Annotated in this window: 23 protein-coding genes and 1 pseudogene; 19 read left to right on the plus strand and 5 right to left on the minus strand. The window is 32.9% G+C overall.

The genetic code is table 11. The features are described 5' to 3' along the window. The gene (cysM, locus tag B0A75_RS00825; protein WP_089052395.1) at positions 1–888 is read left to right on the plus strand and encodes a cysteine synthase CysM; all 888 of its coding nucleotides are present in this window, start codon (positions 1–3) and stop codon (positions 886–888) included. Positions 889–1000: 112 nt separating this feature from the next. Further along, entirely contained in the window at positions 1001–1987 is a 987-nt protein-coding gene (locus B0A75_RS00830; protein ID WP_089052396.1) for an aldo/keto reductase, read from the plus strand. Between the two features lie 102 nt (positions 1988–2089). Here B0A75_RS00830 and B0A75_RS00835 read toward each other — a convergent pair whose 3' ends face one another. Next, complete coding sequence (locus B0A75_RS00835) at positions 2090–3103, minus strand: sensor histidine kinase (RefSeq protein WP_244284321.1); 1014 nt, start codon at positions 3101–3103, stop codon at positions 2090–2092. 193 nt (positions 3104–3296) lie between these two features. Between B0A75_RS00835 and rlmD the strand changes: the two genes are divergently transcribed. From rlmD to B0A75_RS00850, 3 genes are read left to right on the plus strand one after another with little or no spacing between them, the layout of a single operon-like run. Then, positions 3297–4709, plus strand: a complete 1413-nt coding sequence (gene rlmD / locus B0A75_RS00840; RefSeq protein WP_089052398.1) for a 23S rRNA (uracil(1939)-C(5))-methyltransferase RlmD — start codon at positions 3297–3299, stop codon at positions 4707–4709. Between the two features lie 14 nt (positions 4710–4723). Beyond that, positions 4724–5281 (plus strand): DUF6452 family protein, encoded by a 558-nt coding sequence (locus tag B0A75_RS00845; protein WP_089052399.1) that lies wholly within the window; start codon positions 4724–4726, stop codon positions 5279–5281. Continuing rightward, complete coding sequence (locus tag B0A75_RS00850) at positions 5253–6062, plus strand: DUF6048 family protein (protein WP_089052400.1); 810 nt, start codon at positions 5253–5255, stop codon at positions 6060–6062. Before B0A75_RS00845 ends, B0A75_RS00850 begins: the two co-directional genes overlap by 29 nt. A 119-nt stretch (positions 6063–6181) precedes the next feature. Here the strand turns inward: B0A75_RS00850 and B0A75_RS00855 are convergent, their stop codons facing one another. After that, positions 6182–6418, minus strand: coding sequence for a hypothetical protein (locus tag B0A75_RS00855; protein ID WP_089052401.1), 237 nt, complete (start codon positions 6416–6418; stop codon positions 6182–6184). Positions 6419–6561: 143 nt separating this feature from the next. After that, on the minus strand, positions 6562–7719 hold the full coding sequence (locus tag B0A75_RS00860) for a THUMP domain-containing class I SAM-dependent RNA methyltransferase (RefSeq protein WP_089052402.1): 1158 nt from the start codon (positions 7717–7719) through the stop codon (positions 6562–6564). Between the two features lie 154 nt (positions 7720–7873). On the opposite strand from B0A75_RS00860, the gene B0A75_RS00865 reads away from it, so the two are divergent. The 5 genes from B0A75_RS00865 (at position 7874) to B0A75_RS00885 (ending at position 11582) form a co-directional block, all read left to right on the plus strand. Further along, positions 7874–8638 (plus strand): class I SAM-dependent methyltransferase, encoded by a 765-nt coding sequence (locus B0A75_RS00865; protein WP_089052403.1) that lies wholly within the window; start codon positions 7874–7876, stop codon positions 8636–8638. An 89-nt stretch (positions 8639–8727) separates the two neighbouring features. Continuing rightward, a complete protein-coding gene (locus tag B0A75_RS00870; RefSeq protein WP_089052451.1) occupies positions 8728–9396 on the plus strand; it encodes a ZIP family metal transporter in 669 nt (222 codons plus the stop codon). A gap of 427 nt (positions 9397–9823) precedes the next feature. Continuing rightward, positions 9824–10636, plus strand: a complete 813-nt coding sequence (gene murQ, locus B0A75_RS00875; protein WP_089052404.1) for an N-acetylmuramic acid 6-phosphate etherase — start codon at positions 9824–9826, stop codon at positions 10634–10636. 72 nt (positions 10637–10708) lie between these two features. Then, positions 10709–10930 carry a DUF6095 family protein gene (locus B0A75_RS00880; RefSeq protein ID WP_089052405.1) on the plus strand — a complete coding sequence of 74 codons (222 nt, stop codon included), beginning with the start codon at positions 10709–10711 and terminating at the stop codon, positions 10928–10930. 79 nt (positions 10931–11009) lie between these two features. After that, positions 11010–11582 carry a pentapeptide repeat-containing protein gene (locus tag B0A75_RS00885; protein ID WP_089052406.1) on the plus strand — a complete coding sequence of 191 codons (573 nt, stop codon included), beginning with the start codon at positions 11010–11012 and terminating at the stop codon, positions 11580–11582. 15 nt (positions 11583–11597) lie between these two features. Here B0A75_RS00885 and B0A75_RS00890 read toward each other — a convergent pair whose 3' ends face one another. Further along, entirely contained in the window at positions 11598–12434 is an 837-nt protein-coding gene (locus tag B0A75_RS00890) for a DNA alkylation repair protein (RefSeq protein ID WP_244284322.1), read from the minus strand. Positions 12435–12533: 99 nt separating this feature from the next. On the opposite strand from B0A75_RS00890, the gene B0A75_RS00895 reads away from it, so the two are divergent. The 8 genes from B0A75_RS00895 to B0A75_RS00930 all read left to right on the plus strand — a co-directional run bounded on the left by B0A75_RS00895 (position 12534) and on the right by B0A75_RS00930 (position 21004). Beyond that, positions 12534–12884, plus strand: a complete 351-nt coding sequence (locus B0A75_RS00895) for a winged helix-turn-helix transcriptional regulator (protein WP_089052407.1) — start codon at positions 12534–12536, stop codon at positions 12882–12884. A 12-nt stretch (positions 12885–12896) separates the two neighbouring features. Further along, positions 12897–13472 (plus strand): DUF1572 family protein, encoded by a 576-nt coding sequence (locus B0A75_RS00900; RefSeq protein ID WP_089052408.1) that lies wholly within the window; start codon positions 12897–12899, stop codon positions 13470–13472. 116 nt (positions 13473–13588) lie between these two features. Next, complete coding sequence (locus B0A75_RS00905) at positions 13589–13960, plus strand: DNA topoisomerase IV (protein ID WP_089052409.1); 372 nt, start codon at positions 13589–13591, stop codon at positions 13958–13960. A 24-nt stretch (positions 13961–13984) separates the two neighbouring features. After that, the gene (locus B0A75_RS00910) at positions 13985–14758 is read left to right on the plus strand and encodes a TerC family protein (protein ID WP_089052410.1); all 774 of its coding nucleotides are present in this window, start codon (positions 13985–13987) and stop codon (positions 14756–14758) included. Between the two features lie 198 nt (positions 14759–14956). Continuing rightward, positions 14957–16879: a DUF294 nucleotidyltransferase-like domain-containing protein gene (locus B0A75_RS00915; protein WP_089052411.1), complete on the plus strand. Its 1923-nt coding sequence runs from the start codon at positions 14957–14959 to the stop codon at positions 16877–16879. A gap of 2 nt (positions 16880–16881) precedes the next feature. Beyond that, on the plus strand, positions 16882–17508 hold the full coding sequence (locus tag B0A75_RS00920; RefSeq protein ID WP_089052412.1) for a 3'-5' exonuclease: 627 nt from the start codon (positions 16882–16884) through the stop codon (positions 17506–17508). Between the two features lie 160 nt (positions 17509–17668). After that, the gene (locus B0A75_RS00925; protein WP_089052413.1) at positions 17669–19150 is read left to right on the plus strand and encodes a PhoX family protein; all 1482 of its coding nucleotides are present in this window, start codon (positions 17669–17671) and stop codon (positions 19148–19150) included. A gap of 69 nt (positions 19151–19219) precedes the next feature. Further along, positions 19220–21004 carry a cytochrome-c peroxidase gene (locus B0A75_RS00930; protein WP_089052414.1) on the plus strand — a complete coding sequence of 595 codons (1785 nt, stop codon included), beginning with the start codon at positions 19220–19222 and terminating at the stop codon, positions 21002–21004. A gap of 59 nt (positions 21005–21063) precedes the next feature. On the opposite strand, the gene B0A75_RS00935 is transcribed toward B0A75_RS00930, so the two are convergent. Beyond that, the gene (locus B0A75_RS00935; protein ID WP_244284323.1) at positions 21064–21744 is read right to left on the minus strand and encodes a hypothetical protein; all 681 of its coding nucleotides are present in this window, start codon (positions 21742–21744) and stop codon (positions 21064–21066) included. Here B0A75_RS00935 and B0A75_RS20445 point away from each other — a divergent pair. After that, positions 21700–23367: pseudogene (locus B0A75_RS20445) on the plus strand (AAA family ATPase); the annotation flags it as partial. The gene B0A75_RS00935 and the pseudogene B0A75_RS20445 sit on opposite strands and share 45 nt — an antisense overlap. Between the last annotated feature and the right edge of the window lie 65 nt (positions 23368–23432).

The raw sequence follows: 23432 nt of genomic DNA on the forward strand, positions 1-23432 counted from the left end.
ATGGGTCCACAGAAATTGTTAAACCTTATTGGAAATACTCCTTTAATGGAAACTGTCAATTTGGTTAAAAATAAAAACGTAAAACTTTTACTTAAACTTGAAGGAAACAATCCGGGTGGAAGCGTAAAAGACAGAGCTGCTTACAACATGATCGCTTCAGCACTTGAAAGAGGCGAAATTAAAAAAGGAGATAAACTAATTGAAGCAACAAGCGGTAATACTGGAATTGCATTGGCAATGATTGCGCAATTATTTCAAATAGAAATCGAATTGGTTTTACCAGAGGATTCTACAAAAGAACGAACACAAACTATGCGTGCTTATGGCGCTACGGTTATTTTGACACCTGCCAGCGAAGGAATTATCGGTTCGAGAGATTATGCTGATAAGAAAGTCGCTCAAGGCGGATATTTAATGCTGAATCAGTTTGCGAATGACGATAACTGGAAAGCGCATTATAAAACTACTGGTCCAGAAATTTGGAATGATACTGACGGAACTGTTACACATTTTGTTTCGGCAATGGGAACAACTGGTACAATCATAGGAACATCTACTTATTTAAAAGAAAAAAATCCTGCTATTCAAATTGTAGGCGCGCAGCCAAGCGATGGATCGCAAATTCCAGGAATTCGTAAATGGCCGCAAGAATATCTGCCTAAAATTTTTGATGCTTCAAAAGTCGATACCATTGTTGATGTAAGTGAAGAGGAAGCCAGAGCAATGACAAAAAGATTAGCTTTAGAAGAAGGCGTTTTTGCAGGAATGAGCAGCGGAGGATCTGTTGCTGTAGCTTTAAAAATTGCCGAACAGCTAGAATCTGGTGTTATTGTTGCCGTTATTTGTGATCGCGGCGATCGTTATCTATCATCTGATTTATTTGATTAATTTATAATAAGGCACTAAGGTTCTGAGACACTAAGATTCTAAGTTTTTTTTAGATTCTAAGCACAAAATCTTAGTCCCTCAGAACCTTAGACTCTTAGAACCTAAAAAAAAAATGAACTACAGAAAACTAGGCAAAACAAACTTCAACATATCTGAAATCTCACTAGGAACTTGGCAGGTTGGAGGAAAATGGGGATCAGGATTTGATGATAAAACTGCCGACGAACTTATAAATACTGCTATTGACAATGGCGTAAATTTTATTGATACTGCCGATGTTTATGAAAACGGATTAAGCGAAACTGCCGTTGGCCGTGTTGTTCGTTCACGCTCTGAACGCATCTACGTAGCAACAAAATGCGGACGCAATATTAATCCGCATATAAATGAAGGCTACCAGCCAAAAGTACTTCAGAAATTTGTTGAAGACAGTTTAAGAAGAACTGGTTTAGAAACTTTAGATTTAATACAACTTCATTGTCCGCCTACAGAAGTTTATTACCGTCCTGAAATTTTTGAACTTTTTGACCGATTAAAAGAACAAGGCAAAATTTTGAATCTTGGTGTAAGCGTCGAAAAAGTCGAAGAAGCTTTAAAAGCAATAGAATATTCAAATGTAAATACGGTTCAAATTATCTTTAACTTATTCCGCCAGCGCCCATCGCAGTTATTTTTCTCTGAAGCAAAGAAGAAAGATATCGGCATCATTGCGCGTGTTCCACTCGCAAGCGGTCTTTTAACGGGTAAATTTGATTCAAAAACAACTTTTGATACTCAGGATCATCGCAATTTTAATCGTAACGGAGATGCCTTTGATAAAGGTGAAACTTTTTCTGGTATTGATTACGAATTAGGTTTAAAAGCAGTCGAAAAACTAAAAGCCTTATTTCCTGATACGCCAAACCTTGCTCCTATTGCTTTGCAATGGATTTTGAGTTTTAACGAAATAAGCTGTATTATTCCCGGAGCTTCAAAAAAAGAGCATATTCTTTCGAATTTATCTGTTTATGATACTCCTCAATTAACATCTGAACAAATTTCGGCAATGAATAAAATTTACAACGATTTGATAAAACCGTCTGTTCATCAGCTCTGGTAATTTTTTGAAGATACTAAGGTTCTGAGATGCTAAGGTGCTAAGTTTTAAACTTTACAAAAAACCTTAGATTCTCAGAACCTTAGTACCTTAGCATCTCCAAATTTACAATTCAAATTCAATTTTAAATTCGGCACCTTTATTTCTGCCTTCACTTAAAGCGGTTAGTTTTCCTTTATTTTTCTCGACGATTTTTTTACACAAATACAATCCAATTCCGGTTGATGATTCATTGGCAGTTCCTAAACGGCTCATTTTTGTGAATTTTTTAAACAATTCATCAATCTGATTTTTATCAAAACCAATTCCTTCATCGGTAACCGTAATAATTACATTTAAATTCTCTTTAAAAACTCTAAGTTTTATTTCGCTGTCGAAATAAGAAAACTTAACGGCATTACTGATTAAATTAACTAAAACTTGCACTAATAAGCCTTCGTCGATTTTAAGTTTTACCTCGTCAATTTCAACATTTACTTTTAAGTTTACTTTTTTATCAATCAAACGTTGTTCAACCTGCTCGTTAATAAAAGGCAGAATGTTCGAGATTAAAATAGTCTTAAATTCTGGATTTATTTTTACGACTTGATCTTGTTCTTTTAATAATTTTATAAAATTCTCGATGTATCGAAATTGCAAATTAGTCGATTCGCAAATTAAACCTGCTAAATGTTTAACGGACTCTGATGGATTTTCACTCAAAATAAGTTCTGCTAAACCTTGCGGATTTCCTGCAAAATTTTTCAAATCGTGCGAAAGCATATAAATTAAATCCTGCTTTTCGTTTATAAAACTTTCTGCCTCATAAATTGATTCTTGAATATTACACATCAAAAGCCCAGCTTCATCAGTATATTCTGTTGGCAATACCGAAAGCTGTCTGTTATTTCTATAATCATCCAAAGATCTCGAAGCAATCGAAATTGGCTTGATTAATTGTTTTAATATCAAAAGCGTAACTACCGTTGCCAGCAGAGTCATAATTAAAGAAAAAAGTAAAATTGAAGTTGGTGAGACGGTATGCTCAAAAAAAAGCACAAAAAATAAAATCCCAATAAGCGGAATATGTATTCCTATAAACGCGACAAACAAGAATTTAAATGCATAACTTTTTTTCAAAAAGCTGATTTGTGAAAGATTGTGATACAACTTCATAAAACATGACAAACTATAGGTTATACTTGGGGTATTTGAGATTAATGTTAAAAACAAAGTTAACTTTTAAACTCAATTAAACTAATAAATTCAACAATTTGATAATTTTTTTTGAAATTTAAATTTATAAAAGTTTTCAAACGCTTATTTTTGCGCTATGGGAAGAAAAAATACAGACAAAGTTGTCTTTCATCAAATCCAGGTTCTTGATGCTGGAGCAAAAGGAGTGTCAGTAGCAAAAGCACCTGACGGAAAAGTAATCTTTATTCCGAATGTAGTTCCGGGTGATGTAGTTGATGTACAGACATTCAAAAAAAGAAAAGCCTATTACGAAGGTAAAGCCGTAAAATTTCACGAATTATCAGAGCATCGTATTGAGCCTATCTGCGATCATTTTGGTGTTTGCGGCGGCTGTAAATGGCAAAATATGAAATACAGCCAGCAGCTGTATTACAAACAAAACGAAGTAAAAAATCATTTACAGCGTATTGGAAAAGTTGAACTTCCTGAATTCGAAACTATTTTAGGTTCTGAAAAGCAGTTTTTCTATAGAAATAAAATGGAATTTTCATTTTCTAACAGCCGTTGGTTAACAGAAAAAGAAATTGAAAGCAAGGAAGATCTAGGAAACAGAAATGCTTTAGGTTTTCATATTCCGAAAATGTGGGATAAAATTCTTGACATTCAAAAATGTCACTTACAAGAAGATCCTTCTAATGCTATTAGAAATGAAATCAGAGCTTTTGCAAATGAGCATAATTTAGCATTCTTTAACCCAAGAGAACATTCTGGTTTATTAAGAACAGTAATGATTCGTACTGCTTCAACAGGCGAAATTATGGTTTTGATTCAGTTTTTCGAAAATGACAAAGCTAATCGTGAACTTATTTTGGATCATTTATACGAGAAATTCCCGCAAATTACTTCTTTGCAATATGTGGTAAATGCGAAACAAAACGACACTATTTACGATCAAGATATTAAACTTTATAAAGGAAGAGATTATATCTTGGAAGAAATGGAAGGTTTGAAATTCAGCATCAATGCTAAATCATTCTATCAAACAAATTCTGATCAAGCTTACGAATTATACAAAATTACGCGTGATTTTGCTGGATTATCAGGAAATGAAACGGTTTATGATTTATACACTGGAACAGGAACTATTGCGCAATTTGTTTCTAAAAAAGCAAAAAAAGTAATTGGTGTAGAAAGTGTTCCTGAAGCAATTTTAGATGCAAAAGCAAATGCAGAGCGCAATAATATTACAAATTGCGAGTTTTTTGTTGGAGACATGAAAGTGGTATTCAACGAAGAATTCATTGCGCAGCATGGTAAACCGGATGTTATTATTACAGACCCGCCAAGAGATGGTATGCATGCGGCCGTAATCGATCAGATTTTAAAAATTGCTCCTAAAAAAGTAGTTTATGTAAGCTGTAACTCGGCAACACAAGCTCGTGATTTAGCATTGATGGACGAAAAATACAAAGTTACCCGCGTTCGACCTGTTGATATGTTCCCGCAAACACATCATGTTGAAAATGTTGTACTTTTAGAACTTCGATAATTATAAAATTATAAATGAAAAAAATAGTCTCACTTTTACTTCTTTTTACGTTTGGACTGTCCAGCTGTGAAAAAGATGACATTTGCGATGGAAATACACCTACAACTCCGCGACTTGTTATTACTTTTTATAATATTTCAGATCCGTCTGTTGTAAAAAATGTAACAAACTTAAAAGTTGTTGGTATTGGCGGCGGTGATCCAAATGGGATTATTTTTAATGATAAAGGTACTGACACTGGTAAATATCTAGCAAATGGAAGCACTATTTCGATTCCATTAAAAACAGATGGCACCACCACTGCTTACAGTTTTATATTTAATGCCATAAACACTAATCCTGCAGCAGTAAATACAGATGTATTGACATTTAACTATACAACGCAAAACATTTATGTATCTAGAGCTTGTGGTTTTAAAACTAATTTTACATTGAACCCAAGCGATAATTCAAACACTGCCGGAATAATTCGAACTGATCCCGCTAACGACGGTCAATGGATGCAGAGTATTGATATACTAACTCCTAACATTCAAACAGAAAATGAAACACATGTTAAAATATATTTTTAGTGTTTGCTTAGTGTTTTCAATGTTTTTAGGACATTCTCAAGAAACACCAACTGCAAAAAAAGAAATCGTTCAGGAAAAACCAAAAAAAACAGCAAAACCAGCTGTTCAGGAAACAAAAACAGATAGTATCCCAACAAAAACAGATCGTTATGGTTTGCGTGTTGGAGTAGATTTATACAAACTAACAAGAGGGCTTTATGATAAAGATTATAAAGGAATTGAGTTTGTAGGAGATTATCGTTTAACCAAAACGTATTATTTAGCCGCTGAATTGGGTTTTGAAAACAAAACAACTGATGATGACCGACTAAATTCTACCGCAAAAGGAACTTATATTAAAGCAGGATTTGATTACAATATGTACCAAAACTGGTTAGATATGGAAAACCTTATAACAATTGGTATGCGTGCTGGTTTCAGCTCATTTAGTCAAGACTTAAACAGCTATAAAATTTACAATCCAAATCCGTATTGGGGAGAACAGCCCTACATTACGGCAAATCAAAAATATAATGGATTAAGCGCTGGCTGGATTGAGGTTGCGGGCGGTATTAAAGCTAAAGTTTTTAATAATGTATTTGTTGGTTTTGGTGTTCAGCTTAAACTTTTAGTTATGAATAACAAACCTTCTGGATTTGACAATCTTTATATCCCAGGTTTCAACAGAACTTACGATGGAAGTTTTGGAGTAGGATTCAACTATACTGTTTCTTATTTTATTCCAATTTACAAGAAGAAAGTAGTTCTGCCAGAAATCAAAAAAGAAACTCCTAAAAAATAGAAAATCTTAATATAAAAAAGCCCCGAATTCAAAAATTCGGGGCTTTTTGTATATGTGTATTCGAAATCCAGCTTACTACTTCAATAAGCTTAATTCCTTCTTACTAAAAATTTCAAGAATTATCCAATTTCTTTAATTCCTTTTATAAAAATCCATTTCATAAAAAGCTTCTCTCCATCCTTTGTTCTTGCAGCCTGAAATTTTGGAGAAATTAAAGTCGCCGCAATAAATGCCGTCATCGGAATCCATAATCCTGTCAGTCCAGTATAAGTTGCAATTAAAAATCTGCCTAAAATAAACAGAATTGCAAAACATCCTAATTGATATAAAAAAGCTCTTATTTGTAGTTTTGTCATTTTTTTTTGAGTTGCTAAGGTTCTGAGATGCCAAGGTTCTAAGTTTTTTATTTAGAACTTTAGTTTTGAACCTAAAATTAATATATAACTAAATTTCACAAGCCAAATCTCTTAGTACCTTAGAAACTTAGCTCCTTAGAATCTTAGACCTGAAATTTCGTTCTCTTACTGCCTTCGTACATTTCGTATTTTACCAAACGAGCTTCAAGGCTTCCGTTAAAAAGTTTGATTTTTCTTGATGGTTTTAATCCAATAAATTTTAAAGCTTCTAGGTTTGCGGTGATAAACCAAGCATTTGTTCCTGGATAATTTTTCTTTAGAGTGTCACCAATACTAGCATAGAATTTCTCCATATGAATATCTAAACGCTCATCATACGGCGGATTAAATACAATATGCAACTTTCCTTCTACTTCTTTTTCAGAATCGAAAAAATTGTCTTCAGAAATGGTTACATAATCTTCAAGATTAGCATTTCTAATATTATCTTTTGCTTTACTTACCGCACTTGGCGCTTTGTCAAAACCTTTTATAGTATAATGGAATTCTTTTGTTTTTTTCATCAAACTATTTACAATCTGATCAAACAAATCGTTGTCCCAGTCTTTCCATTTTTCAAAAGCAAATTCTTTACGATTGATATTAGCCGGAATATTGCAGGCAATCATTGCTGCTTCTGCTAAAAAAGTTCCTGATCCGCACATTGGATCTAAAAAGTGACTTTGCCCTTCCCAACCCGAAAGCAACAGAACTCCAGCTGCCAAAACTTCATTTATAGGTGCAATATTTGTAGCCGTTCTATAACCGCGCTGATGCAGTGAATTTCCAGAAGTATCTAAAGCTACCGAAACCTGATCTTTGTCGATATGCACATTAATTCGCAAATCAGGATATTGCTTATCAATGCTTGGTCTTTGTCCTGTTCTTTCTCTAAACTGATCCACAATAGCATCTTTACATTTTTGAGAAACAAACTCAGAATGATTAAAATAAGTAGAATGTACGGTTGCATCAATTACAAAAGTTTGATTAGCATTTAACAGTTTCGACCAGTTTACACCAGAAATTCCTTTGTACAATGCCTGCTCGTTGTTAGCTCTAAAAGAGTAAATTGGTTTTAATACCTTCAACGCCGTTCTAAGCGACAAATTGGCTTTATACATAAAACCTTTGTCTCCTTTAAAACTTACCATTCGCACTCCTTTTTCAACATCCTGAGCACCAAGCGTACGTAATTCCTGTTCTAATATTTCTTCAAAGCCAAAAAAACATTTGGCAATCATTCTAAAATTTTCTTCCATTTCTCTATAAATTAAAAAAACTAAAACTCAAAAGATGCACAGCGGTGCATCTCTACATTATGCAATGATAAAATTTAGTATCACTGCGAAATAGTTATTTTTCGGCAAAAATACACTAAATTTGCGGTACTTTAAATTAAATGAAATAGAATAAATGTCTGAAGCACCAAACTCATCAACACCAAATCAGGATCGTAATACAGAAAACTGGTTCTCTTCATGGTTTGATACTCCGTATTATCACATTCTTTATAAAGATCGAAATTACCGAGAAGCTCAGGTTTTTATGGATAATCTTACACATTACCTTAATCTTCCAGAAAAAGCAAAGGTGCTTGATTTAGCCTGCGGAAAAGGAAGACATTCTATATACTTAAACCAACTTGGTTATAATGTATTAGGGGCTGATTTATCTGAAAACAGCATTGCAGAAGCCAATAAAAACAGCAACGAAACGCTGCACTTTAAAGTGCACGATATGCGTGAACCTTTTGAAGAAAAATTTGATGCCATTTTTAATCTTTTTACCAGTTTTGGTTATTTTGAAAGTGACGACGATAATTTGACTACCCTGAAAGCTATCAAAGAAAGCTTATCTGAATATGGTTTTGCTGTAATTGATTTTATGAATGTAAACCAAGTTATTGAAACTTTAGTTCCAGAAGAAGTAAAAACGGTTGACGAAATTGATTTTCACATAAAAAGATATGTTGAAGACGGTCACATTTTCAAAGAAATTGACTTTGAAGATCAAGGCAGAAAATATCATTTTACAGAAAAAGTAAAAGCATTAACTTTGAAAGACTTTCAAGATTTAATGGATGAAGCAGGAATTTTTCTGTTAGACATTTTTGGAGATTACAAACTCAAAAAATTCCATAAAACCGAAAGCGAACGATTAATCATGATTTTTAAGTAAATTGGGGAATCGTTTAATTGTTTAACCGTTTAATCGCTAAACAAAAAACAATTAACCGATTAAACAAATCAACGATTACACGAAACGAAATGAACTATTTACTACCCTTATTCTCTGTACTTTTAGGATATATAGTGGCTTTGTTTTTAAAACCAAAAAACAAAACCAATTTAAAGTTACTGCTGGCATTCAGCGGTTCATTTTTGTTATCTTTAACCGTAATGCATCTTTTGCCCGAAGTTTATGAATCTCACAATCATAATATTGGGATTTTTATTATGCTTGGGATTTTATTTCAAATTGTGCTGGAATTTTTCTCAAAAGGCGCAGAACACGGGCACGTTCATGGTCATGCAAAAATGTCGCAAATTCCGTGGCTGCTTTTTATAAGTCTTTGTATTCATGCCTTCTTAGAAGGTTTTCCTGTAAGTCATCATCATGATTTGGCTTTAGGAATTGCAATTCATCATTTACCAATTGCAGTAATTTTAACCACATTTTTTATCAATGCCGATTTAGACAAAAAAGCGATTTTTGCCTTCATGCTTACTTTTGCCGTAATGACACCTTTAGGAACTGTTGCTTCTGAATATCTGCCAATTTTAAATGAATATTATACTGAAATTACCGCAGTAGTAATAGGTATTCTATTCCACATTTCATCGACCATTATTTTTGAAAGCAGCGAAGGACATAAATTTAATATCGCAAAAGTTTCAATGATTGTACTTGGAATTTTACTAGCATTTTTCTTGTAATTTTATAAAATTTCGTTTCCTTTTTAATAGCTGAATATCATTTTTTATTATTAAAATGGTGCTTTTTCTTACTTGCTTTTTATTCGTAAGTTTCAAAAATAATACTGCCAAATGTTTTTAGTATTTATGAAATTTTAAATAACTGACAAAAAATTAAAGCCTCTCTCTTTTTAGATTTTCATTAAAAAAGAAGCTGATTGCGAGCCAAAATCCTAGATATTCCAGCTAATAAGTCTAGTTTCTTCATTAATCTTAACTATTCAACAATATTGCTTTTCGCATTCGCGTAACAAAACTTCTGACAAACAGTCTTTATTGCTAAAAAATAGAGCACAAAAAAAGATTACATTTCTTTGTGACTTTGTGTTGTAATTTTCTTTATTAAAATAAAAAAATATTAATTTTGACTGGTCTAAATAACACTCAAATGACATTTACAAAAACAACTGAACTCTCATCACAATATGAACATTTAGAAAAAATGTCTGTTCATGAATTGTTATCAAATATCAACCAAGAAGATAAAACTGTTCCTTATGCGGTAGAAAAAGCTTTACCTCAAATAGAAGCTTTGATACCACAAATAGTTGCAAAATTGAAACTTGGCGGCAGATTATTTTATATTGGAGCGGGAACTTCAGGTCGTTTAGGTGTTGTTGATGCCTCAGAATGTCCGCCTACTTTTGGTGTTCCCTTTGATTTAGTAAATGGTATAATTGCGGGAGGTGATACCGCTATAAGACGAGCAGTTGAAAATGCAGAAGACAATCCTACACAAGCTTGGATTGATTTAAAGTCTTATAATATCAATCAAAATGATGTAGTGATTGGAATTGCAGCTTCTGGAACAACTCCTTATGTTATTGGAGGATTAGAAGCCTGTAACCAAAACAATATTATAACGGGCTGTATTACTAACAATGCAGGAAGTCCGCTTGCATTAACAGCAAAGTTTCCTATTGAAGTTGTAGTTGGTCCTGAATTTATTACAGGAAGTTCGCGAATGAAAGCAGGAACAGCACAGAAACTGGTTTTAAACATGATTTCGACAGCAGCAATGATTCAGCTTGGAAAAGTAAGAGGCAACAAAATGGTCGATATGCAGTTAAGTAATGTAAAACTTGTAGATCGCGGTGTTAAAATGATTATGGGTGAAATCCCAGTTTCATATGATCAAGCGTCTGAATTACTAAAAAAATATGGCAGCGTTAGAAATGCTGTTGATAATTATCATAAGTAAACCGTTTTCTTTGTGGTACCTTTAACCGCAAACTTCATCAAGTTTTCAAACTTGAAACAAAAACACACTCAAATGGCAACAAATAAGCAACTATTAGGAAAAGGAATCAAATATTTAACTGGTGCTCTGCCATTAATGTTTCTTGGGCCTTCATTGATTTACAATGCTTTTATGAATCAACATACCAATTGGCATTATTTAGTTTTAGGAATTGGAATTGCGGCTTGCTTAGCTTCTATGTTTTTAATTTTCTACGGATTGAAAACGATTATGAAAGGTATATTTAATGACTAATTTTAGTCAAGTAAACAATTCTTAACAGCTCCGAACCTATTAAGTATTCATTTGTTATTTAATATTTATCCAACAGAAAATGGAAAGTCTAATTCACATTCAAAAAACATTCGAAAAAGTTGTTTACATCGATAAAAAAATAAACAATCGTGAGTTTGAAGATTGTGTGTTTAAAAATTGTGATTTTTCGAATAGTAATTTTAATTCTAATACTTTTTTAGACTCTGAATTTATTGACTGCAACTTATCTATGACAAGTTTAGCGGGAACGAGTTTAAAAAATGTGACTTTCAGAAATTGCAAACTTTTAGGAATTGCTTTTAATGAATGTGACGATTTTTTATTTCAAGTCCATTTTGAGGAATGCACTTTAGATTATGCTTCATTTGCTAATAAAAAAATGCCAAAAACAAAATTTATTAATTCATCACTTAGAGAAGTAACTTTTGTAGGTGTTAATTTAACCAATTCTATTTTTGACAATTGCAATTTAGACGGTGCTATTTTTAACGAAACGCAATTGGCCGCAGTTGATTTTAGAACGGCTTACAATTACAAAATCGATCCTGAATTTAATGCCATGCGAAAAGCACAATTTTCGACTCAGGGAATTATTGGACTTTTAGATAAATACGATATTAAGATTGTATAAATAACGGCTCAACTTTCATTTTTCAATTGTTCGCAATCCCTTCTTTATAATATAAGCTGTTTCTTTTACAGTGCTTTCTGTTTGCCACTTTTTGCATAAATCCTTAACAAAATCTGGTCGCGATTTACTGGCATCATTAAGCCAGTTCCCTACACTATCCTGAACATATTTTGATGGATCAGATTTCAGAGAATCTAAAATTTTCAAAGCCAATTCCGGTTTTTTCTTAAGCGCTTCGATATGTTCGCACCAAACTCCTCGCGGCCTAATTGCTTCGGTTGCAAAACGTCTGATATTTTCATCTTCATTTAAAGTCCATTTTAATAAAATTTCAAGACTTTTATCCAAATTCTTTACAATATTTGAACGGACAGCCAGCCATGAAATTTCTCGAACTCCAAAATGCTTATCGGCTGCTAAAAACTGAATTTGCTCTAACATTTCCTCAATTGTATATTTTGGATTTTTTCCTATTGTGTATGCTGACCAGCATCTAACTAAATCTGATTTATGTTTAGAAATATCCGAAAGGATGCTTAAATCATTATTTAAAGCAGATAATTTTAATATTCCAGTTCCAATTGCTTCATTTATAGTATTAACTGTTTGCTTTTTCAAGCTTCTAATATCTATTAAAATAGGTTCCAAATATTCAGCTCTATTTAGTTCTTTCAAGAGGTTTTCGAGAAGTGCAGTTTGATTAAAAGCAAGCCATTCTATCAAATTCGCCGATTCAATTTCGCCTTTATTAAGCTGCTCTAAAATAGAACTCGGAATATCTTTTGCAGATCGTGCTCCTTTACGTTTCATGGTTGTATTCAATGTTTCAATTTGATTCGTTAATTCGCTCATTCTGCTTAAAATTTTGACTATTTTTGTAAAGATCGGTAAGTTGGATCAGCCTGGCAATACCGCATATTTTTATCCCATAGGGACACAAAAGTCAATTTTATGCAAACAAAGGAACGAAACACAGAAAATAAAATTTGTCCATTAGAAATTGCTGTAAACTGTATCAGCGGAAAATGGAAAATTCCAATTGTCTGGCAGATTAATGACGGAAAAAAAAGACCAAGTGAATTTTTACGCGGCATTGCTAAAGTAGACAGACGCGTTTTAAATCAGCAGTTAAATGAAATGGTAGAAGACGGCATATTGATAAAACATTCTTTTAATGAACTTCCTCCGCGTGTTGAATATACTTTGACCGAAACTGGAGAACAATTAGTCGAAATACTATGGAAACTTAATGATTGGGGAAAATTACTGATTTCCGAAAATAAAATTGAGCTTCAATCTTAAAACACGCAAATCATGAAAACAGATGAATCTTATTTAGAAAGTGTTAAAAAACAATTTTTGTATTACAAAACACTTGGCGAAAAAGCGATCAACCAATTAGAACCTGAACAACTTTTTTTTGAAACAAATGATGATACTAACAGTATTGCCGCGATTGTAAAACATATTTCGGGAAATATGCTTTCGCGATGGACAGACTTTTTAACTTCTGATGGCGAAAAGGAATGGCGAAATCGTGATTCAGAATTTGAAAATGATTTACAGTCAAAACAAGAGGTTTTAGAAGTTTGGAATAAAGGCTGGAAATGTCTGGAAAATGCTCTGAACAGTTTAAAACCAGAACAGCTTTCGGATATTATTTATATTCGAAATGAAGGTCATACCGTTTTCGAAGCCATAAATAGACAACTTGCACATTATCCTTATCATGTTGGCCAGATTATTTTTTATGCTAAACAACTAAAAAACAGTTCTTGGGACAGCTTATCGATTCCAAAGAATAAATCAGGAAATTACAATGCCGAAAAGTTTGCCAAAGAGAAAGAAATTAAGAACTTTACCGATGATGAATTAAATAAATTGAAATGAAAAGATTTTTGAATGATGAATAACAATTTTTGATTTATGATTTGATCTTCACTTCATATTCAAATAATTCATACTTCCAAAATCATAAACATCTACTTCGCAATAATTAAAATTAAATGAAAAAAATACTATTCTTACTTCCAGTATTAGCGCTGGTATCCTGTTATAATGCCGAGCACAATTGTAAAGATTTTAAAACCGGAAAATTCAAATTTGAGTTTGAAGTAAACGGCGTAAAAAAAACTACGGTTTTTGAACGCAAAGACAATATTGAAATCGAAACTTTTGAAGGAAAAACAGATACTTCAACTATCCGCTGGGTGAGCGACTGCGAATATGTACTGCAAAAAAAGCATCCAAAAAATATGGCCGAAGAAAAAGCAATCAGCATGAAAATTCTAAACACCACAAAAGATTCTTATACATTTGAATTTGGTATGGTTGGTTCTGAGGAAAAACAACGCGGTACTGTTTTTAAAATTGACTAAATAATATAAATAAACTCGTTTGATATGGAAGTATTCTTAAATCCTGATGCTTGGATTGCTTTATTGACTCTAACTTTTCTTGAAATTGTTTTAGGAATCGATAACATCATCTTTATATCGATTGTTACAGGTAAACTGCCTGAAGAAGATCGCAAAAAAGCAACCCGAATAGGTTTATTTCTAGCTATGTTCATGCGAATTGCTTTATTGATGGGAATCTCCTATTTAATTGCCATGAAAGCGACAATTTTCAGCATTCATTGGGGTTGGTTTGAAGGCGATTTTACTGGACAAGCCGTTATTTTATTCCTTGGAGGTTTATTTTTAATTTATAAAAGCACTAAAGAAATCAGCGAAAAAGTTGACCATAAAGGCGAGGAAGAACAAACAATTAAGACTGCAGCAAAAAAATCATTTTCAAATGTTATTGTTCAAATTTTATTGATCGATTTAATTTTTTCGGTTGATTCCATTTTAACTGCTGTTGGAATGACAAATGGTGTACACGGCGCACTGACTATTATGATAACCGCAGTTATTATTTCGGTTGCCGTTATGATGTTGTTTGCTGTTCCTGTTGGAAACTTCGTAAACAAAAATCCATCCATTCAAATATTAGGACTTTCGTTTTTAATCTTAATTGGATTCATGTTAATTACAGAAAGTATGCACTTATCAAACGCTGCTCTTGCGGGTGAACATATTGGTGCTGTACCAAAGGGTTATTTATATTTTGCCATCTCATTTTCACTTGCTGTGGAATTTATTAATATGAGAATCCGCAGAAGACAAGAATAAACGTAAAATCAAAAGTCCCTTTTTTGGGACTTTTTTTTTACTCTTAAAAAAAACTATTTTTTAACTTTCCCTTACCTCTTCACCTTTGCCTCTTTGCCCCTTTGTACCTATGCACCTTTACAATCAAACCAAAATAATAATCAGGTGTTCCTTTTACATTTCTATTTTATATAGTACATTAGATTTCAAATCTGATGTATGAAAAATACCATTTCACAAAGAGTTGCCGACTTTTTAAAGAACTTCCCTCCTTTTAATTTTTTGCATCCAATGGATCTCGAAAAGCTCTCGGAACAAATCTCTATTGTTTATAAAGATAAAGATGCTGTTATTTTTGCCGAAAATGAAAAAACGCACGATTCCTTCTATGTCGTCCATAAAGGAGCAGTTGCACTCAAAAAAAGTCAAAAAAGCACTGTTTTAGATATGTGTGACGAAGGTGATATTTTTGGATTACGTCCGCTTTTAGCACAGGAAAATTATATTATGGAAGCCGTTGCACACGAAGAAACCATTCTATATGCAATTCCTATAGCCGTATTTAAGCCTTATGCCCTTGAAAATAGAAATATTGGTAATTTCCTGATTGAAAGTTATGCTTCAAATACTAAAAATCCTTATTCAGATATTCATAAAGACAAACTATACGGTGATGACGATTTATTGAATGAAAACCGCCATTCAAACAATGATTCATTCGACTTAGCGCCCATAAAATATTCAAAAAAAATAGTCACTTGCAGTCCTTCTACAACAGTAAAAGAAATTGCCAAAATCATGAATACTAAAAAAGTAGGCGCCATATTGATTGTCGACGAAATGCTGCCAATTGGTATTTTGACTGATAAAGATCTTCGCAATAAAATTGTTACTGGAGATTATTCAATCATGACAACTGCCGAAACAATCATGACAAAACCTGTGATTACGTACCCGAAAAAAATGACGGTTACTGAGGCTCAAATGGCAATGATGAAAAGCAATATCAGCCATTTATGTCTTACCAAAGATGGAACTGTAAATACAAAAGCAGTTGGAATTTTATCGAAACACGATGTAATGGTTGCTCTTGGAAATAACCCGGCAGTTTTGATTAAAGCTTTGAAAAGAGCTAAAAAAACTAAAGAAATAAAACCTATTCGAAATCGTATTATGCAGCTTCTTCAAGGGTATTTAGATCAAAATATTCCGATGACATTGATTTCTAAAATCATAACAGAACTCAATGAAGCCTGCACAACACGTGTAATCGAAATTTGCATTGAAAAAATGAGCAGTCCGCCGCCTGTAAAATTTGCATGGCTGGCTCTAGGAAGCCAAGGACGAGGTGAACAAATGCTGCATACAGATCAAGACAATGCGATTGTATATGAAAATGTTTCAGATGTTTTTAAAGATGAAACTAAAATTTATTTTTTAAAATTTGCTGCATTGGTCAACAAAGGTTTATTTGATATTGGTTATGATTATTGTCCTGCCGAAATGATGGCTTCGAACCCTAAATGGTGTATGAGTCTAGATGAATGGAAGTCTCAAGTGCATCACTGGATTACAAATCCAGGAAAAAATGAGGTTTTATTATCGTTTATTTTCTTTGATTATAGTTTGACGTATGGCGATGCCGAAATTGCGAATCAACTCTCCGATTTTATTTTTGAAGACATAAAAGCTAACCCAATATTTTATGTTCATTTAGTGAGTGGTGCATTGCAAAATCCATCTCCAACAGGATTCTTCAGACAATTTCTTGTAGAGCAAGACGGCGCAAATAAAGATAATTTCGATATTAAAAGACGAGCTTTAATGCCTTTAACAGATGCCGCACGAGTATTAATTTTATCCCATTCTGTGAAATCTATCAGTAATACTGCAGAGCGTTTTGAAAAACTGGCAGAATTGGAACCTAATAATAGAGAACTTTATTTATCCTGTTCTTACTCCTTTAAAGCTTTATTAAAATTTAGAACCAAACAAGGACTTTTACACCACGATTCTGGACAGTTTATTGCTTTGGAATCTTTATCTAAAATGGAAAAAATTAAACTGAAACGTACTTTTAAAACTATAAAAGAACTTCAAGAACTTATCTCGATACGATTTAATATTTCAAATTTAGTATAGCGATGGGTTTATTTAATTTTTGGAAAAAAGACGACGAACTCTTCGACGAAAGCATCACTATCGAAGAAACCCGATTTGTAGTTCTAGATACTGAAACAACAGGATTCGACTACGAAAATGATCGAATTTTATGCATTGGCGCTTTAGTGCTGCAAAACAACGTAATTTCTGTTCAGGAAACACTGGAAATTTATCTTCAGCAAGATCATTACGACAAATCGACTGCGCAGATTCACGGAATATTAAGAGATTTTGTTTTAAAACGCCCAAGTGAACTAGAGGCTTTACAGCAGTTTTTAACTTTTTTAGGAGATTCTATTATCATTGCACATCATACAGTTTTTGATATCACTATGATTAACAAAGCATTAGAAAGAAATAATTTGCCGCAGTTAACTAATAAAACTTTAGATACGGCATATTTATACAAAAAAACACTAATTAAATCTCATTTGTTTGAGCGCAAAGATCATTACACTTTAGACGATCTTGCAGATAAATTTGATATTTCAAAAAAAGATCGACATACGGCTTTGGGCGATGCTTATATTACCGCAATTGCTTTTTTGAAAATTGTAAAAAAATTAAAAGAGAAAAAAGAAATTTCTTTAAATCAGCTTTTTAAATAATTTTAAGATTTTATTAATACTCTAAAATTTACATTAGACTCAAAAATTTACCATTTAGTAATCTTTGACTTATTATTTATTAGCAATAAGAAAAAACTAGCATAACATATATTTTGTTTTTCGAAGATAGCTTTGCCTCAATCAAAAAAACAAAACAAATATGAAAACTACTTTTTTAAAATCAGTTGCATTGCTTGGTATTACAGGTCTTTCTGTAATTAGCTGCCAAAATGACGACAAAGATTCATCAAAAGATGTAAACACTGCTATCGACTTTACTTCACACTCAAAAGTTCCTGCTTTTGTATTTCCGATGACAGGTTTTGAAAACCTTAAAATAAGCACGTTAATTGCAAGTTCTGACGTACTTCCAGATTCTCCTAAATTTGTTTACGGTGCACAGCCTGATGGTGCTGGATTAATGAAAAATCCAACTGGAGAAGGTTATATTATGATTACAAATCATGAAATCCTGCAATCAGTTTCAAGAGTTTATTTAGACAAAACTTTTAAACCTGTAAAAGGAGATTATCTTGTTGACGGAGTTGGAGGTTTAACACGTTTATGCTCTGCAACTTTAGCAACACCAGAAATTCACGGATTTGGTCCTATCTTTTTAACTGCTGGAGAAAGCGGACAAGAAAGTATGGTTCACGGAATTAATCCGTTAGGACAATCATCAGATAAAAGCAGAACAGATAGAGTTTTACCAGCTTTAGGAAAAGCAAGTATGGAAAATGCTGTTCCGCTTCCTAAAGAAGCTTATCCAGGGAAAACTGTTATTCTTATTGGAGAAGATCAATCGTATGCAACTTCACACGTAAGTGCAGGACAATTGATTATGTATATGAGTTCTACTGTTGGAGATTTAAGTAATGGTAAACTATATGCTTTAAAAAGAACTGACGGGAATCAAGTAGAAACTACAATGAAACTAAACAACTCTTATCCTGTTCAGTTTGTTGAAATTCCAAATGCTAAAAACTTAACAGGAGCTGTAATTAATACAACCGTTAATGACTTAAAAGCAATTCGTTTTTCAAGAGTTGAAGATGTCGATTACAGAAAAGGAAGTGCAAGTAACAACAGAGAAGTATATTTTACAGCAACTGGTCAAGCAACAAACAATGCTCCTGTTGATGGATATACAATGTGGGGAAGAGTTTATAAATTAAAAATGGACGCTGCAGATCCGCTTAAAGGAACTTTAGAATTGGCTGTCGAAGGTGACAGTACTCCAGGAACGGGAATCATCAACCCAGATAACTTATGTGTAACTGAAAATTTCGTTTACATTCAGGAAGATGGTGACAGCTATTATGCTGATGCTAAACACGATTCGTACATCTGGCAATACAATATCGCTACAAAACAAAATAAACCTTGGTTAAACATGAACCACAAAAGAACGGATACGGCTTGGAATGCTCTTTACAACCAAACTGGTGAAATGAGATTTGGAAGCTGGGAATTTGGAGCAATGGAAGATATATCTGATATCATTGGTGTTCCTGATACTTTTACTGTAAATATTCACCCTCACACTTGGCAGAGCGATGCGTTTAAAAACGCTGATGGTTCTGGAACTCAAACTAACAAAGAGGGCGGACAAACTGTAATTATTAGAAACGTACAACGATAATAAATACAGCCAAAATCTATCAACAACCCTTATTTTCTAGATAAGGGTTGTTTCTATTACAATACTATTATGAAATTAAAGCACTTTACTTTTCTACTTTTGACACTTTGTTTTTTCTTTTCATGCCAAAAAAATGAACTTTCAAAAACGACTATAAAACAAGATTTATTAGTTGACTTAACCAAGTTAAACAATGAAATTGTAAAATTTCAGAAGCTGATTACAAATACCTCATCGCAAAAAGAAATTGTTGAACAGTTTAAAAAATCACGTCTGGCTTATAAAAAAGTTGAATGGGCAATTGAATACTTTGCACCTGAGACAGCGAGATTTATGAATGGTCCAGCCTTAGATGAAATGGAACTTGAAGAAAACAGATCATTTGAACCTCATGGTTTTCAGGTTATCGAAGAAATGATTTATCCAGAATATGATGCTGAAAACAATCCCGATATAATTAAAGAATTGAATATTTTTCAGTCCAATATTAAACAGCTGAAAAGCACTTTTGAAGTTATTACGATCAGTAACGATTATGCACTAGACGCTATTCAACAAAATATTTTTAGGGTTATTGCCTTAGGAATTACAGGTTTTGACAGTCCAATTTTACAATCTTCAATTCCAGAAGCGGCCGAAAGTTTGATTGTAATTTCAAAATCACTTGAAAAAATTAACGCCGGTAATACATCATTATCAGACCTAAACAAATTAACTGCAAAAGCGCAAAAGTACTGCACTGAAAACAATAATTTCAATGCTTTTAATCGTGCCTTTTTTATAACGGAATATCTAAATCCGATTTCAAAAAAAATTAAAGCTTTTCAGAAAGAAGAAAATATTAAAAATGTTAAAAAAAGCAGTCCATTAAACCCAGCTATTGAAACTTTATTTGATAAAGATGCGTTTGATGTCAACGCTTTTGTGCTTTCTGACGAATATAATTTTACGAAAGAAAAAGCTGTTTTAGGAGAAAAATTATTTTATGACAAAGGTCTTTCTAAAAACAACGATCGAAGCTGCGCCTCCTGTCATCATCCTGAAAAAGCATTTACAGACGGCTTAAAAACAAACGTTTCTTTGACTGGTTCGAATTTAGCCAGAAATACTCCTACTCTAACCTACGCTTCTTTACAAAACGCTCAATTTTGGGATATGCGCCAATTAGATTTAGAAAAACAAAGTGTAGACGTTATTCAAAATAAAGATGAGATGCATGGTTCTATGGAAAATATTCATGCAAAGATTCAATTGGATAATGAATATGTAAAACTATTTAAAAAAGCGTATCCAAAAACCTCAAAACCTGAAGCTTGGCAAATTCAAAATGCTATTGCTAGTTATGTTCGTTCTTTAAACGCTTTCGATTCTCGATTTGACGAATACATGAGAGGAAATAAAAACAGTCTTAACAATGAAGAAATAGAAGGAATGAACCTTTTTATGGGAAAAGCAAAATGCGCAACTTGTCATTTTACGCCATTATTTAACGGAACAGTTCCACCTAGTTATTCTAAAACGGAGCATGAAGTTATTGGAACTCCAAAGGAAGCTTCAGGAAAAACATTAAGCCCAGATAAAGGTCGTTATTTGTATAATAAAATGCCGCAATTAGTTGGTGCCTTTAAAACTCCAACTGTACGAAATGCAGCAGTTACAGCTCCATATATGCACAACGGAGTTTTTAAAACGCTGGAAGAAGTAGTTTCTTTTTACAATAAAGGCGGCGGGCAAGGCTTAGGCTACGAAGTAGAAAACCAAACGCTTCCTTTTGATAAATTGAACCTAACTGTAAAAGAAGAAAAAGCTTTAGTTGCTTTTATGAAAACGCTTACGGACAAGAAATACCAGTAAAACCAAAATAATTTTTAGAAAAAAAACGGCCAAAAATCATCTTTTTGGCCGTTTTACATTTAATCAACAAACATTCGATACGGAAACACATTTGAAGATCTGGTTTTAAGATTCTTCATGAAGCTTTCGCATAAATAGCTCCACTCAGAATCCGACAAATGTTGTTTCTCCTCAGGATTTGTTTTAATATAAATATCAACTGTTCGGCTAAAACCTGCTTTTACCGAAATTTCTTTTCGTGTTCCTTTTTCGATTTTTATATCTAAAATCGAGCTTTTAAAATGACTAAATCCAAAGGCTTTAATATCGGCAAAAGTTACGATTCTGCCGCGGCTCAGTAAAGCATTTCTATACGCTAGAATTCTGTCTTTATTACTTTGTTTATTTAAACCACCAGCTGTATTGGTCATTAGAGTTATACTATTACTTACAAAAGTCAAATCTGAAGATTCTAAGACTGTCCCTGTTTTAACATCATTTCCTTCTTCTGCACAGGTTGACCAATAATTAATTTGGAACGAATTTTCCATATTTTTTTCAATCTTAGGCTTGATAATTAAATATGGATCATTATTCTTCAAAAAACTACTTTCTTTAGCCTGTTGTTCAACAGATGCTAGAAGCTGGCTGATTTGCGACAATGAACTGGTCATAAAATCTTTTCCTAAGCCTGAAAATGAAGATGTTTCATCTTTAAGCAGATCAAGCAGATTTTGAAGCAGTTCATTGAAGAAATTCATACTTTATTGGATAAAAATGGCGGTGACTCAGGAGTTTCCAACATTTTAAAAAGTGAGATGGCAAAAGGTTTAAATATTATTGCAACCTCGACGATAGATGAATTTTCAAAAAGAATAGAAAAAGAACAAGGTCTTGCTGGAATGTTTGAAATTATCAAACTAGAAGAGGCAAATGATGAAACATTATTTCGAATGATTCGAGAATCTATCAAAATTTATCAGGAACATCATAAAATTCAAATTGACAACGAAACCATTTCAGAATCAATACGATTATCTAGAAGGTATTTAAAAGAAAAAAGTCTTCCAGAATCAGCAATTAATTTGATTGATCATACTATGTCGGTTTTAAAAACTTCAGGTGAGACTTTTTTAAAAGAAAAAGGAGCACTTCAAAACAAATTAGCCGTTTTAAAAAACAATGACGCCAATTTATCTGAAGAACAATTAATTAAAGAATGTCACTGGTTTTTAGCAGACATATTACAAAAAACCGCCTTTTTAATGATTACTGAAGAAGAAAATGAAACAAAACAATTAGAATCTTCTACAGCTTTAATTAATCAAATAACACTTCTTTTAAACACTCTTGAAATAAGAGCTCTGGACAAAAGAAGCCACATTGAAGCATTTGATCTTTCTTTAGTCATTGCCCAAAAAACGGGTATTCCCGCAGGCAAACTAAATGAAGAAGAAAAGCAGAAACTAAGCACCATTGAAGAAGTATTAAACCAAAGAGTTATTGGTCAGGATCATTGTATTTCGACCGTTGCAGGTTCAATTTTAGAATCGAGATCAGGATTGAGCAAAGCTGGACAGCCTATTGCATCATTCTTCTTTTTAGGTCCAACGGGAACTGGTAAAACAGAGTTAGCCAAATCTTTAGCCGAATTTCTTTTTCAAGATGAAAATGCAATTATCCGATTTGATATGTCTGAATTTAAAGAAGAACATTCTGCAGCACTGCTCTATGGTGCGCCTCCTGGATATGTTCGTTATGAAGAGGGCGGCTTGTTAGTAAACAAGATCAGACAAAAACCTTATTCCATTGTTTTATTTGATGAAATTGAAAAAGCACATCCTTCAGTTTTTGATGTTTTTCTTCAGATAATGGATGAAGGAAAACTCCATGACCGCTTAGGAAAGGAAGGTGATTTCTCGAATGCAATTATTCTTTTTACCTCGAATATTGGTGCAGATCATATTGTCACGACTTTCAATAATGGTGAAATTCCGAATTCAAGTTCTTTAATGGAAATTATGGCAAATTATTTCAGACCTGAATTTTTGGGACGCTTGACAGAGATTGTACCTTTTGCGCCTATCAGCAAAGAAAATGCATTGAAAATATTTGAAATTCACCTTAAGAAAGAGTTCATGGATTTGCTGAAAAACATCAATATTAAAGTCGAAATTCCGATAGAAGCGAAACTTTATCTTGCTGAAAATGGTTACAATGCCAAATATGGAGCGAGACCAATTAAAAGTATTATTAGAACACATTTAAGAAGACCTTTAGCAAAAAAAATAATTTCTGGCGAAGTGCAAGATGGAGATACAATATCTGTCAGCATCGAAAACAACGAAGTAAAATGGATTAAAGAAGAAGTCGTTTCTCTTTAAAATTAGACTTCGACAATTTTATATAAAAAAACGCTAAGAAATCAATCTTAGCGTTTTTTGTTTTT

The organism is Flavobacterium oncorhynchi, from assembly GCF_002217355.1.
In the GTDB taxonomy this organism is placed as follows: domain Bacteria; phylum Bacteroidota; class Bacteroidia; order Flavobacteriales; family Flavobacteriaceae; genus Flavobacterium; species Flavobacterium oncorhynchi.